The sequence below is a fragment of the Vibrio sp. 1557 genome (assembly GCF_033340175.1).
Classification (GTDB): Bacteria; Pseudomonadota; Gammaproteobacteria; order Enterobacterales; family Vibrionaceae; genus Vibrio; species Vibrio alginolyticus.
Map to the genome: position 1 here is coordinate 23,786 of NZ_JAWOVZ010000025.1, position 13,121 is coordinate 36,906.

The following is a 13,121-nucleotide window of genomic DNA, read 5'->3' on the forward strand; positions in this document are numbered from 1 at the left end:
GCCATATTGACGAGTTGGGCGACTCTGAGGAGGGTTCGCAATGATTGTGTCACCGACCAACGTAAGTGTGCCACTGATCGCCCCATCCGTGAATGTGCAGACGGAACAAGCAGCTCGCGACAATAAAGTCCGAGAGCCTGTAACGCCAACGGTCGCATTGGCCAAAACCAATGCAGAGCGAAAAGTAAAAGGTGATGACAAGCGCCGACGTCAGTCTTCTTGGGATCCTTCAGAGCATCCTGATTATGATATGGAAACGGAAGTCGACACGCGTTATCAAGAAGAGCCGGAAGATACACTAGAACGGCTTTTTAGTTTGCTTGCGCTCAAATCGTATAGTGAAGACCAGGGGAAAGGCTACGCGATCCGCTTTCGCTTACCAAAGCGCATTTTGGATGCTGCGATCAATGAAGGATTAATGGAAAAGCGCAGGAAGGTGATCAAGTTTCATTATGGTCATGCAGTCGCTCCCCATACCCCGTCAGAAGTGATAGCAGTATTATGACGACTCAATATCCTACTCAAACAAAAACGCTCCAAGCAGGTTGACTGATTGGAGCGTTTTCTTTTTAGTTATGAAAGCTCGTTAGCGGTGAAGCCTAGGTAAGGTTACTTTTTCGCTTTAGCAAACGCTGCAGCAAACGCACCGCCCATCGCGCTGTTCGATGACGAATCATCACGGCGAGGCTGACGATGCTGCGGTTGGTCATTACGACGTGGCGCTGCTGATGAGCGTTGGCTGCGGTTGTCTTGACCCGGTTCGTCGTTCATACGCATCGATAGACCAATACGCTTACGCTGCACGTCAACTTCCATCACTTTCACTTTGACGATGTCGCCCGCTTTCACCACTTCACGTGGGTCAGACACGTAACGATCTGTCAGTGCAGAGATGTGTACGAGACCATCTTGGTGAACGCCAATATCAACGAAGGCACCGAAGTTGGCTACGTTTGATACCACACCTTCTAGAATCATGCCCGGTTCCAAGTCAGATACCGAGTTTACACCTTCTGCAAAGGTCGCCGTTTTGAATTCTGGACGTGGGTCACGACCCGGCTTGTCTAACTCTTTGATGATGTCTGTAATGGTTGGAACGCCGAAGTTATCGTCGGTGTAATCGACCGCATGCAGACCTTTAAGGAAGCTTGAATCACCAATCAGTGCTTTGATGTCTTTGTTGTTCTTCTCAGAAATTGCTTTGACCACCGGGTACGCTTCTGGGTGAACCGCAGACGCATCAAGTGGGTTCTTACCATCCATGATTCGTAGGAAGCCCGCACACTGCTCGAACGCCTTAGGACCTAAACGAGGTACTTTCTTCAAGGTTGTACGTGCTTCAAAGCGACCGTTTTCATCGCGGAAGTCGACAATGTTCTGCGCGATGGTGCTTGATAAGCCTGCTACGCGTGTTAATAGTGCGGCAGAAGCGGTGTTCACATCAACACCAACCGCATTTACACAGTCTTCCACAATCGCATCTAGGCGTTTTGCCAACATAGATTGGCTTACATCGTGCTGGTATTGACCCACACCAATAGATTTCGGATCAATTTTCACGAGTTCAGCCAATGGATCTTGCAAACGACGTGCAATCGACACTGCACCACGCAGTGATACGTCCATATTCGGGAACTCTTTTGCTGCAAGCTCAGACGCTGAGTAAACCGAAGCCCCCGCTTCACTTACTATGATCTTCTGAACTTTCAGGTTGCCACGTTTGATGACGTCTGCGACAAAGCTGTCGGTTTCACGTGAAGCCGTACCGTTACCAATCGCAATCAAATCCACGTTGTACTTACGCACCAACTGCTCAACGATTTGTGCTGACTTGTCGTATTGTTTTTGTGGTGGGTGAGGGTAGATGGTTTCGGTTGCAAGCACTTTACCTGTTGAGTCGACAACCGCGATTTTTGAACCTGTACGCAGACCCGGATCGAGACCAAGTGTTGCACGAGGGCCAGCCGGTGCTGCCATCAACAAGTCTTTTAGGTTAGTGGCGAATACTTCAATCGCTTCGATTTCAGCGCGCTCTTTCATTGCGCCCATTAGCTCGGTTTCCATGTGCATCGATACTTTGATGCGCCATGCCCAGCTGATCACTTGCTTACGCCAGGTATCTGCAGGTGCGCTGCTTAGCGTTACGCCATAATGGTCGGCGATAATCGTTTCGCAGTAAGACTGACGAGCGCCTTCTTCCTGTTCTGGATCAGCGTTCATCGCCAATGTCAGGAAGCCTTCGTTACGGCCACGCAACATCGCCAGTGCTCGGTGCGATGGCACTTTGCTTAGGGGCTCGTTGTGGTTGAAGTAATCTTTAAACTTCTCGCCTTCTTGCTCTTTGCCTTCAACGACTCGTGAGACCAGTTCCGCATTGCGATTTAAGTGGTTGCGAATTTTTTCCAGTAAGTTTGCGTCTTCTGCGATGCGCTCCATGATGATCGCGCGAGCGCCATCCAATGCAGCTTTGGTGTCTGCGATGCCTTTGTCTGCATCAAGGTATTTGCTTGCTTCGCTTTCTGGCTCGGTTTGTGGGTGATTCCAAAGCTGATCTGCGAGCGGCTCAAGACCAGCCTCAATCGCGATCTGACCTTTCGTACGACGCTTGGGTTTGTAAGGTAGGTATAAGTCTTCAAGACGAGTTTTGCTGTCTGCCTGCGCGATCTCTTGTTCTAGCTCTGGCGTCAGTTTGCCTTGCTCTTGGATTGATTTGAGGATGGTTTGACGGCGATCATCCATTTCACGAAGGTAAGACAGACGACTGTCCAAAGTACGAAGCTGGGTATCATCAAGGCCCCCTGTCACCTCTTTGCGGTAACGTGCAATAAAAGGGACAGTGTTGCCATCATCAATTAGGGTGACAGCGGCGTTGACTTGCTCTGGGCGAACATTCAGTTCTTGAGCAATCATGCGACAGATAGCTTGGCTCATCCGTGTTTTCTCTTTTAATTCGGTTTTGGTTGTATAGAACATTGGGGTCGTTCGAAGAATTTGCAATGTTTTAAATTAACGAGGCAAAAATTTACCGGGCGCTGGTGGACATCAGTCAGATTTATGTCAAAACTGTAATTAAATTGAGAACTTATATCCGCAGTTATCGACTAACCTAATTCCACGGTTGTTGATATCACTAAATGTACCTCGGCTTATACGGATAATCATGATGAAAAAAATGTCTTTGGCGTTAGCGCTTACGAGTGCCTTACTTGCCGCCCCGCTTAGTTGGGCGCAATCTATCTCAGGAACCACACAAGCTCCCGTTTATCAGCTCGATAACAAATTGGTACTAGGGCGTGTGGAGAGCGTCTACTACAGTGACATTCCGGAACTAAAAGCGGTGCCATTTATTGGCAAGATTGATACTGGTGCAGATACGACATCGATGCATGCGGAGAATATCCATGTCAGTAGCTCACACCCAGATTACCAAGATTTGAAAGATAACGAGTTACTTTGGGCAATTGTCGATGACTTAGGTGGTACGAAGGCAAAGTGGGACGCCGACAGCTTTAAGCAATATCAAGTAAAGGTTAGCTTTACGGTTCCTCACCCTTATACAGGGAAGGAAATACAGATTACCGATGATCTGGAAAGAGTGAGCGCGATTCGCAGTCGAACAAGCAAAAAGCCCATCCTACGCCCGACAATAAAAATGCCGATGACAATCGCTGGTCACACCGTTGATACGGAAGTGAACCTGACCAAGCGTACGCAATTCTCTTCTCCTATCTTGATTGGTAAAACTTATCTCGATGATAACGCATGGGTCTTCGCTGGTTATGATTATCTTCAAGAACAGCCAAGCGCAAAAATGATTGGCAAAAAAGAGACGGTTGAAGTCGAAGGTGTGCCATATAAGATCAGCATCTCAACTTCTAGCCGTTATACCAACGTCCATGCACTGGACATCAAGGTAGACAAAAAGCATAACGAAGTATCTTTTATGTTAGAGGGCGAGAATGGCAAGCGTCATCCAATGACATTACCCTTGGTACGAATGCTGAAAACGACCAAAAGCGAGCGTCCTTTAGTCTATTTACCCGTCAAAGTCGGCGAAAATGAAACTCAACGTTGGTTGGTGTATCTGCGTGATCGCAGTAAGTTCAGTTCGCAAATTCGCTTAGGTCGGGACGTTGCGAGTCAGCACTTTGTTATTGATACGGACAAAGAAAATCTATTGGGTGGCGTAGAAAAAACGTTCAAAAGCGCACTCAAATCAAAACCTCTTGTCGTTTCACCAGAAGAACAGGTCACCATTGATGGTTATACCGTCCCTGCTTACCCCACTTTTACTGTGAAAACGCCATTACTGCGTGTAAATGGGTTTGAAGTAACAGAAAAAGGTAAGGATGAGTCCGTCACGTTTTATTTAATGAACGATGAGGGGAAAGAAGAAAAAATCACCAAACCAGTGTTGAAAAAGCTCAAGGTTGGCAGCGCGGTTCGCCCTGTTGTCGAAGGAGACTTTCTTCTCGGTAGAAAAGACACATCAATGAAGTTTGCGCTCGATGTGCTTGATGAGGGTGACACTCAACCCTTTTTCGTCTTTGGTCATGACATAGCCAAGGGTGGTGTGTTGCTGAACACTCGCGCAGACCATCTACTAGATGCAAGGCCACTTTTCAAAGCTGGCCATATCGAAGTGGCTGAAGTTGAGGGGATGTCTTTCCCTGTGAAGTTAGACACGGGTGCAGATGTAAGCTCAATCAATGCTAAGAACATCAAGCAGTTTAAGAAAGACGGCAAAGACATGGTGAGCTTTACCTATGAGAACGATCTTGGCATGAAACAGGCGTTTACCAAGCCTGTTGTTGATGTCATGCGTATTAAAGCTAAGAAAGGCGAGAAAGCGAACGTACGCCCTGTGGTTGAAATGCATGTTAAGCTTGGCGAATTAGAGAAGAAGATCCGAGTCAACTTACAGGACCGAGGTCGCTTCCATTACAGCATGATTTTAGGTAAAAACTTCCTAAAACATGGCGCGGTTGTTTCGAGTGATACGAATTACATCGTGACGCAAAAACCGGATTACGAAAAGTAACACTCTGGCCGCCTTATCACCTTGATACCCAAAGCCTGAACAACATTGGATCTTTGGGTATATCATCTCCTTAATGCTGCCAAAGAGCAGCATTTTTTAGTTGAGATAGGAGTTAATTTGAAAACTAAGCTGATTACACGAGAAGGTTACAACAAACTCAAACAAGAGCATGATTACCTTTGGAATGAAAAGCGCCCGGAAATCACCAAGATCGTCACTTGGGCGGCGAGCCTGGGCGATCGCTCAGAAAATGCGGATTACACCTTCAATAAACGTTTACTCCGTCAGATCGACCGTCGTGTCCGCTTCCTTCGTAAATTCCTGCCAGAAGTCACGATCGTTGACTATTCTCCGCAACAAGAAGGCAAAGTCTTTTTTGGTGCATGGGTGGAAATAGAAAATGAGGCAGGAGAAGTGAAAAAGTTTCGTATTGTCGGGCCTGAAGAGATTTATGGCGATGCGAAAGACTACATCTCTATCGATTCACCTATGGCGCGAGCGATGTTGAAAAAACAAGTGGATGAAGAGTTCACGGTACGCACCCCAGAAGGTGAAAAAGAGTGGTTCATCAACTCAATTGAATATATTCAACCGGCCTCGGAAGACTGAGGCTTTATCACCGATTCAAGTCTCATGAAGTTCACTAGGAGTGACTTGGGTCTCAACGTCAGAATATTTGGTATAAAGGCATGGTGCCTTTCTCGGAGAAGTAAAATGAACAAAGCAGTCATGTGTAGTGCTGCACTAACAATAGGTTTCTCACTTTCAGTTTTTGCTCAAGATGAAGTGAAAGGCTGTGACGCTAAAGAGTTAGCGGTAGAGCAGCAGCTCGAGTATGCAAAAGCGCAAGGTAATGAGCATCGCATTAAAGGCTTGGAGCAAGCACTTTCCGCTATCCAGAATGAATGCTCGGAAGGTGAGCTGCGCCAAGAGCTGCAAGCAGAAGTGGAAGAAAAGACTAAAGAAGTTGAGGAGCGAGAGGAAGAATTAGTCGAAGCTCAGCATTCAGGGAAAGCAGACAAAATTGAGAAAAAACGTCACAAGCTGGCTGAGGCACAGCAAGAGCTGCTTGAGGCCAAACGTGAACTGGAATGGAATTATGGTCAATAGTAGGTGCTGAAAATACCTGCTAGAGAGAGAATAAAGCGCTTAAGATAAAAAGAGTAACAATTTGCTTGAGCACGTTAGGAAAAACAGTGATACATTTTCGACAATAGACGCTTCTGAAAGGATGTTTCAATGCAAGAAAATCATAAAATTTTAGTGGTTGATGACGATGCTCGTTTACGTGCTCTATTGGAGCGTTACCTTTCTGAGCAAGGTTTTCAGGTACGAAGTGTCGCCAATGGCGAACAGATGGATCGCCTACTAACGCGCGAAAACTTTCACTTAATGGTGCTAGACCTAATGTTGCCAGGTGAAGACGGTTTGTCGATTTGTCGTCGTCTACGCCACGCGAACAATATGTTGCCAATCTTAATGCTCACCGCGAAAGGTGATGAAGTGGACCGCATCGTAGGTCTTGAGGTAGGGGCGGATGATTATTTGCCAAAACCGTTTAACCCACGCGAATTATTGGCTCGCATCAAGGCCGTATTACGCCGCCAAACCGTAGAGTTGCCGGGTGCACCAAGTACGGAAGAAAAAGTGGTGGAGTTCGGGGAATTCCGACTCAATCTAGGCACTCGCGAGATGTTCCGCGGTGATGAGGCAATGCCACTCACCTCTGGAGAGTTTGCTGTTCTAAAGGCGCTCGTGATGAATGCACGTGAGCCAATGTCACGAGACAAATTGATGAACATGGCGCGTGGCCGTGAATATTCTGCAATGGAACGTTCTATTGACGTACAAATCTCACGTTTACGTCGCATGTTAGAAGACGATCCGAGCAAGCCGCGCTACATTCAAACCGTGTGGGGCCTAGGTTATGTTTTCGTCCCAGACGGCAAAGAGGTGTAATCTCTTCACTCCATAGCCAACACTTGGCTATAGCAACTTCAGCCTTCATTACCTTCCCTTTGAAGGCTGAAATTTCGCGATTAGGACCACTAGGAACGTTCCATGCGCATCCGAAGTTCATTGACACAATCTATTCTGCTGTTCATCTCTTTGCTTCTCGCGAGCCAAGTTTTCTCTTACTACGCCGTTTTTAACTACGCGTTGATGCCGAGTTTGCAGCAGTTCAATAAAATTCTCGCCCATGAGCTCAATTTAGTGCTTGATGATGAAGGACCTTTAAAGTCTGATGCACCATTAAGGCGTCAATTATTAGAAAGACTAGGGGTGACGGTTCATAGTCTCGACAGCGATAAGGCGATTGAATTCCATCACGCAATGTCGATTGATTTGATGTCTGAAGAAATGAGCCAAGAGCTGGGTTCGCCTACAGAAGTACGCTTATTGCTTGGCGATGAAAGTTACATTTTGTGGATGCACATCGAAAAGTTGCCGAACTCCATCATTCGTATTCCGTTATCTGAGCTGCAAGAAGAAGATTTTGCACCGCTGTTTCGTAACAGCTTGATTATGGCGCTGCTGATCATTGCAGGTGGTTGGTTGTTTATTCGTTTGCAAAACCGTCCACTTTTGGCTTTAGAGAGAGCCGCGAAAGACGTCGGTCGAGGTGAGATCCCACCCCCCTTAGCAGAGAAAGGCGCATCGGAAATTCGCTCTGTAACTCGAGCCTTTAATCAAATGTCGAAAGGTATTCAAGAGCTAGAAGAGGACCGAGCCTTATTAATGGCGGGGATTAGCCATGACTTACGAACACCTCTGACGCGTATTCGCCTAGCAACAGAAATGATGTCTCCTGAGGACAGCTATCTTGCGGAGGGGATCATTAGCGATACGGAAGAATGTAATGAGATCATCAGTCAGTTTATGGATTATCTCAAACCGGTGAACCAAGAATCGTTTGAAGCGGTTGATATCAGTACGATTGCCAGTGACGTCGCCAGTTCTGAAGGTGGTTATGAGGTTGAAATTGAAACAGATCTTAATCTTAACTTGCCGCCAGCCAAAGGAAGCGCGATTGCGATTAAGCGGGCGATCAGTAACTTAGTTGTGAATGCGCTACGTTATGGCAGTGGCTGGGTCAAAATCAGCACTGGTGTGACAGCAGATAAGCAGCTAGTGTGGATTTCAGTAGAGGACAACGGACCGGGTATCGAGCATTCCCAAATCGCGAGGTTATTTGAACCCTTTACGCGTGGTGACACCGCTCGCGGTAGTGAAGGCACTGGGCTAGGGTTGGCGATTGTGAAGCGTATAATCAGCCAACATTCAGGCTCTGTGGTGATGCGTAATCGCAGTGAAGGCGGTTTAATCGCTCAAATCAGCTTTCCTACCAAGTAAGTCGATGGCCTGCACCCTTTAAACAAAAAGCCCAACCTAAATAGGTTGGGCTTTTCTTATTCTCAATAATCTTAAGACTCTTTCACTTCCTGAGGAAGTTCATCTTCGTCTTCCAGTTTCTCTGGCAGAAGTAGATTTAAAATGATCGCTGTGATGCCACCTGCTGCAACACCAGTTGAGAAAATACTCTTAATAAATTCTGGCATAAATTGCAGGATCTCTGGTTTTTGTGCGATACCAAGTCCCATTGAGAAGGATAAGGCCATGATCAGAATTGCGCGGCGATCGAGCTCAACACGAGAGATAATACGCACACCAGCGGCAGCAATCGTACCAAACATGACAATCGTTGCGCCGCCAAGTACTGGCTCAGGAATCAGCTGAACAAAGCTAGCGACGCCAGGAAACAAGCCAAGAATCACTAACATGCCAGAAATAAAGTAACCCACGTAGCGGCTCGCGACTCCTGTTAGCATGATGATGCCGTTATTCTGGCTAAACGTTGAGTTCGGGAAGCTGTTGAAAACGGCTGCGATTGCAGAGTTTAAGCCGTCTGCTAACACACCGCCCTTAATGCGTTTCATGTACACTGGGCCTTTTACTGGCTCACCAGACACTTCAGATGTTGCGGTAATATCACCGATGGCCTCTAGTGCGGTAATAAAGAAAATCAGTACCAGCGGAATGAACAGAGACCAGTCAAACGATAAGCCATATTGCATTGGTACGGGCAGTGCTACGATCTCGGTTGCGCCTAGCTGAGAAGTATCTACCATCCCCATAAAATACGCCATGATGTAGCCCACTAGCATCGCAATCACGATTGAAGCCACACGGATGTATGGGTTTTTCGAGCGGTTTAAAATCACAATTAATCCAAGTACCGTCCCAGCCAGAGCAAGTTTGTCTAAGCTGCCGAAGGTTCCTTCATTTAATGCTGCGTAGCCACCGCCCATTGATACTAAGCCGACTTGAATCAGTGTGAGACCGATAAGAGTGACGACGATGCCTGAAACGAGCGGAGTGATGATTCGGCGGGCATGCTCCAACACGCGAGATAGGAAAATTTCTGCAAATGATGCGACTAAAATCGTACCAAAAATGGCAGCCATCATGGTGCTGATGTCTGCTCCACCGGCTTTCAGCGATAGGCCTGCACCAATAATAGGACCTAAAAAGTTAAAGCTGGTACCTTGAACAGAGAGCAAACCAGAGCCAATTGGGCCAATGGTGCGAATTTGAATAAACGAAGACACGCCTGACGCAAATAAAGACATGCTGATGATGGTATTCGTTTGGTCTGCTGGTACACCCAAAGACTGACAGATGATCAGTGACGGAGTGATAACCGCGACGAACATCGCCAATAAGTGCTGAAGTGCGGCAAAAATGGTTTGAGGCAAAGGTGGTCGATCGTTGAGTTGATAGACCAGTTCCGAAGATCGGTTTGAAGTTGTCATTGTTTGTCTCGCTAGTCGCAATATTTCCCTAGTTCTCGCTGAATGGGAGAGCAGGGTGGAGTTGACGTCGTTACCTGTGATTGCTGTTAATCAGAGTCAACTCAGGTTGGTGGAGTGTGATCTAACACACTTAAAAATTTGTGCGCGATTATAGAGAGATTTACTCAAAAAGCAAACGTTTGCTTTGTTTTTGGCGCATTAAAAAACGAGCCATTTGGCTCGCTTTCAATCATTACGCTTTGGAGTAAATATCCCGCTCACCCAACCAGCGATCGATAATCGCTGTTGCGTTAGACGGGTAATTGTCATGAATATGACGCGCAATGCGCTGAACTTCGGGAATCAGGCGTTGATCTCGAACTAAGTCTGCGATTTTGAAATCAGCAAGACCTGTCTGCTTTGTACCCAATAGTTCTCCAGGGCCACGAATTTCTAGGTCTTTCTGTGCAATGACGAAGCCATCGTTACTTTCACGTAGTACTCCGAGACGTTTTTGCGCGGTTTTTGACAGCGGAGAGTGGTACAGCAGTACACAATGGCTAGCAACAGAACCTCGGCCCACGCGACCTCTTAACTGGTGTAATTGTGCCAAACCAAGACGTTCAGGGTTTTCTATGATCATCAAGCTAGAGTTTGGTACATCCACACCAACTTCAATCACTGTCGTTGCGACCAGCAAATGCAGTTTATTGTCTTTGAAATCTTGCATCACCGCTTGTTTCTCTGCCGGCTTCATTCGTCCGTGTACTAGACCAATTTTTACGTCCGGTAGCTTACGTTGAAGCTCTTCTGCGGTATCTGCCGCGGCTTGCGCTTCTAATACTTCCGACTCATCAATCAGGGTACACACCCAATATGCCTGCTTGCCTTCGTTTAAGCAGGCATTTCGGACACGCTCGACGATTTCGTCACGTTTTGTATCTGGAATGGCAACGGTTTGAATCGGCGTTCGACCCGGTGGTAGCTCGTCAATCACGGAAGTTTCCAGATCGGCGTAAGCGGTCATGGCTAAGGTGCGAGGAATAGGCGTCGCCGTCATGATCAACTGATGTGGATAGGCGCCTTGTTTTGCGCCTTTTTCACGCAATTCTAATCGCTGATGGACACCGAAGCGGTGCTGTTCATCAATGATGACCAAAGCAAGGTGATGAAATTCAACGTGCTCTTGGAATAGCGCGTGAGTACCCACTACCATTTGTGCTTCACCACTGGCAATACGAGCCAACTCGGCTTCCTTTGCCTTACCTTTGAGTTTGCCCGCTAACCAACCGACTTGAATGCCCATTGTTTCAAACCAGTTTGCGAAGTTGATAGCGTGTTGCTCGGCCAATAGTTCGGTTGGCGCCATGAGTGCCACCTGATGGCCATGCTCAATGGCTCTAACAGCGGCCAAAGCGGCAACCAATGTTTTCCCCGAACCAACATCGCCTTGCACTAATCGCATCATTGGGTGCGGTTTTTCTAGATCGGCTTCAATCTCTTGTACTACTCGGGTTTGAGCGTTTGTAGGAGAGAAAGGCAGTTGGGCTAAAAGCTGCGTTTTTAGTTTATGACAAGGACCGAGAGGTAGCGCTGAATCCTTCTGACCTTTGCTACGCACCGCCAGCATCGATAAGTTTTGTGCGAGCAATTCTTCCATGATCAAGCGGATTTGGGCAGGATGTTTGCCTTCGTCAAACTCATCTAAATTAATGGTTGGTGGTGGGCGATGAATGGTGTGCAGCGCTTGCGACATCGTGATTTGATGGTCATACAACCCAGCTGGAAGTAATTCCTGCACTGTGGTTTTATCAAGCAGGGCTAAAGCTTGTTCGGTAAGGTTGCGCAATGTGATTTGACGTAAACCATCGGTGGTGGGATAAACAGGGGTTAAGCTCTGTTCTACATCGGGCTTTTGCTCGCTAACGTAAAACTTGTAGTCAGGATGAACAATTTCCAAACCCATGCCACCGCGCTTAATTTCACCGTAAGCATGTACTAACTTACCTTGCGTGAAATTGTTCTTCATGGCTGCGGTAAAGTTGAAAAAGCGCAGCGTGATAGTGCCATTACCGTCGCTGATTTTTACCGTTAGCATTTTGCGCTTACCGAAGATGGTGTCGACTGCCATGACCTTACCTTGCACTGCCGCCCAAAGGCCAGCATGCAGTTTGGCAATAGGGTAAATACGAGTACGATCTTCGTAGCGTAACGGAAGGTGAAACAGCAAATCTTGAACGCTATGTAAGCCAACTTTGGCGAGTTTTTCTGCGACTTTCGCGCCAACTCCAGAAAGGGAGGTTAATGGGACGGCAGATAACATTTGGGCGGACATAGAGGGCTCAAGAAAATGGTTAACATAGCAGTATGTTAACCATGGAGCTGTGTTTTTGTACAGGAAAAAATAGTCATGCTTTAGTTAGTGTCATGATTTGACTGATAACCTATCATTCCGAGGAGCTTTAGCGACATCAGGATTCTATTTCCAACAAGTATGTCGCTGAAGTTAACACTATCAGCATCTGTATATTTGAGAATTAGATCCTGAACCACGCTCCTTCGCCGCCGTTCAGGATGACGAAAGTCTGTTACTTGCTTTGCATCTCTTGCCACCACGCGTCATCGGCGATGATTTGACCTTCTTCATCGAGTGGTGGGTAAACGAGCCCTTTTCGTTTCGCGACTTTTGCCAGCACTGGGTGACCACGTTCAAAGAGAATACGGTTGATTGTCTCTTTAGGCAGAGCGCTTTCTTCTCGGTCGTACATGCCTGCGGCTTCACGTTGACGTTGCGCTTCATACAAAATTACGGCACTGGCAACCGATACGTTTAGTGACTGCACCATGCCCACCATTGGGATAATAATGTCTTGATCGGCAAGCTGTTTGGCTTGCTCCGAAGCGCCAACTTTTTCACTGCCTAAAATGATTGCCGTTGGTCTGGTGTAGTCGATCTCGCGAAAATCGACGGCGGTGTCCGAAAGATTGGTCACCAAAACCTGCATACCTTGCGCTTTGAGTTCGGTAATCGCAGTTTCAATCGAATCGTGAGTATCCACTTCAACCCAGTTACGCGCGCCAGCTGAGGTATGGCTCAGCGTACGCATTTTGTCTGGCCAAATTGCGTGAACTTTGTGTAAGCCTGTCGCGTCAGCGGTGCGGATCACAGCAGAGACGTTGTTTGGCTTATGTACTTCTTCGAGACAAAGTGTCAGATCAGTTTGGCGAGTTTTTAGGACTTGGTGAATACGGTTGTAACGTTCTAGGTTCATATTTATTGAGGTATA

The 13,121-nt window shown here is 47.0% G+C and carries 10 protein-coding genes; 6 read left to right on the forward strand and 4 right to left on the reverse strand.

From position 1 onward, the window contains the following. Nucleotides 1-40: 40 nt before the first annotated feature. The gene (locus R7070_RS20850; protein ID WP_005379316.1) at nt 41-505 is read left to right on the forward strand and encodes a hypothetical protein; all 465 of its coding nucleotides are present in this window, start codon (nt 41-43) and stop codon (nt 503-505) included. Between the two features lie 104 nt (nt 506-609). Here R7070_RS20850 and R7070_RS20855 read toward each other — a convergent pair whose 3' ends face one another. Next, complete coding sequence (locus tag R7070_RS20855; RefSeq protein WP_085569726.1) at nt 610-2,931, reverse strand: Tex family protein; 2,322 nt, start codon at nt 2,929-2,931, stop codon at nt 610-612. Between the two features lie 229 nt (nt 2,932-3,160). Between R7070_RS20855 and R7070_RS20860 the strand changes: the two genes are divergently transcribed. The 5 genes from R7070_RS20860 (at nt 3,161) to envZ (ending at nt 8,395) form a co-directional block, all read left to right on the forward strand. Beyond that, on the forward strand, nt 3,161-5,041 hold the full coding sequence (locus tag R7070_RS20860; RefSeq protein WP_139832030.1) for an ATP-dependent zinc protease: 1,881 nt from the start codon (nt 3,161-3,163) through the stop codon (nt 5,039-5,041). A gap of 117 nt (nt 5,042-5,158) precedes the next feature. Then, nucleotides 5,159-5,650: a transcription elongation factor GreB gene (greB, locus tag R7070_RS20865; protein WP_053307281.1), complete on the forward strand. Its 492-nt coding sequence runs from the start codon at nt 5,159-5,161 to the stop codon at nt 5,648-5,650. A 105-nt stretch (nt 5,651-5,755) separates the two neighbouring features. After that, nucleotides 5,756-6,151, forward strand: a complete 396-nt coding sequence (locus tag R7070_RS20870) for a DUF1090 domain-containing protein (RefSeq protein ID WP_017635004.1) — start codon at nt 5,756-5,758, stop codon at nt 6,149-6,151. A 129-nt stretch (nt 6,152-6,280) separates the two neighbouring features. Further along, the gene (gene ompR, locus R7070_RS20875) at nt 6,281-7,000 is read left to right on the forward strand and encodes a two-component system response regulator OmpR (RefSeq protein WP_005379333.1); all 720 of its coding nucleotides are present in this window, start codon (nt 6,281-6,283) and stop codon (nt 6,998-7,000) included. Between the two features lie 102 nt (nt 7,001-7,102). After that, nucleotides 7,103-8,395, forward strand: coding sequence for a two-component system sensor histidine kinase EnvZ (gene envZ, locus R7070_RS20880; RefSeq protein ID WP_085569724.1), 1,293 nt, complete (start codon nt 7,103-7,105; stop codon nt 8,393-8,395). 71 nt (nt 8,396-8,466) lie between these two features. Here the strand turns inward: envZ and R7070_RS20885 are convergent, their stop codons facing one another. The 3 genes from R7070_RS20885 to trmH form a co-directional block, all read right to left on the reverse strand. After that, nucleotides 8,467-9,855 carry a uracil-xanthine permease family protein gene (locus tag R7070_RS20885; protein WP_047103752.1) on the reverse strand — a complete coding sequence of 463 codons (1,389 nt, stop codon included), beginning with the start codon at nt 9,853-9,855 and terminating at the stop codon, nt 8,467-8,469. A gap of 232 nt (nt 9,856-10,087) precedes the next feature. Further along, nucleotides 10,088-12,169 (reverse strand): ATP-dependent DNA helicase RecG, encoded by a 2,082-nt coding sequence (gene recG, locus R7070_RS20890; RefSeq protein ID WP_256900488.1) that lies wholly within the window; start codon nt 12,167-12,169, stop codon nt 10,088-10,090. A gap of 253 nt (nt 12,170-12,422) precedes the next feature. After that, on the reverse strand, nt 12,423-13,106 hold the full coding sequence (gene trmH / locus R7070_RS20895) for a tRNA (guanosine(18)-2'-O)-methyltransferase TrmH (RefSeq protein WP_017635001.1): 684 nt from the start codon (nt 13,104-13,106) through the stop codon (nt 12,423-12,425). Nucleotides 13,107-13,121: the final 15 nt, after the last annotated feature.

Coding starts and splice junctions, on each gene's coding strand:
- R7070_RS20850 (WP_005379316.1), top strand. CDS start 41: ATGATTGTGTCACCGACCAACGTAAGTGTGCCACTGATCGCCCCATCC.
- recG (WP_256900488.1), bottom strand. CDS start 12,169: ATGTCCGCCCAAATGTTATCTGCCGTCCCATTAACCTCCCTTTCTGGA.
- R7070_RS20885 (WP_047103752.1), bottom strand. CDS start 9,855: ATGACAACTTCAAACCGATCTTCGGAACTGGTCTATCAACTCAACGAT.
- R7070_RS20860 (WP_139832030.1), top strand. CDS start 3,161: ATGATGAAAAAAATGTCTTTGGCGTTAGCGCTTACGAGTGCCTTACTT.
- ompR (WP_005379333.1), top strand. CDS start 6,281: ATGCAAGAAAATCATAAAATTTTAGTGGTTGATGACGATGCTCGTTTA.
- trmH (WP_017635001.1), bottom strand. CDS start 13,106: ATGAACCTAGAACGTTACAACCGTATTCACCAAGTCCTAAAAACTCGC.
- R7070_RS20870 (WP_017635004.1), top strand. CDS start 5,756: ATGAACAAAGCAGTCATGTGTAGTGCTGCACTAACAATAGGTTTCTCA.
- envZ (WP_085569724.1), top strand. CDS start 7,103: ATGCGCATCCGAAGTTCATTGACACAATCTATTCTGCTGTTCATCTCT.
- R7070_RS20855 (WP_085569726.1), bottom strand. CDS start 2,931: ATGAGCCAAGCTATCTGTCGCATGATTGCTCAAGAACTGAATGTTCGC.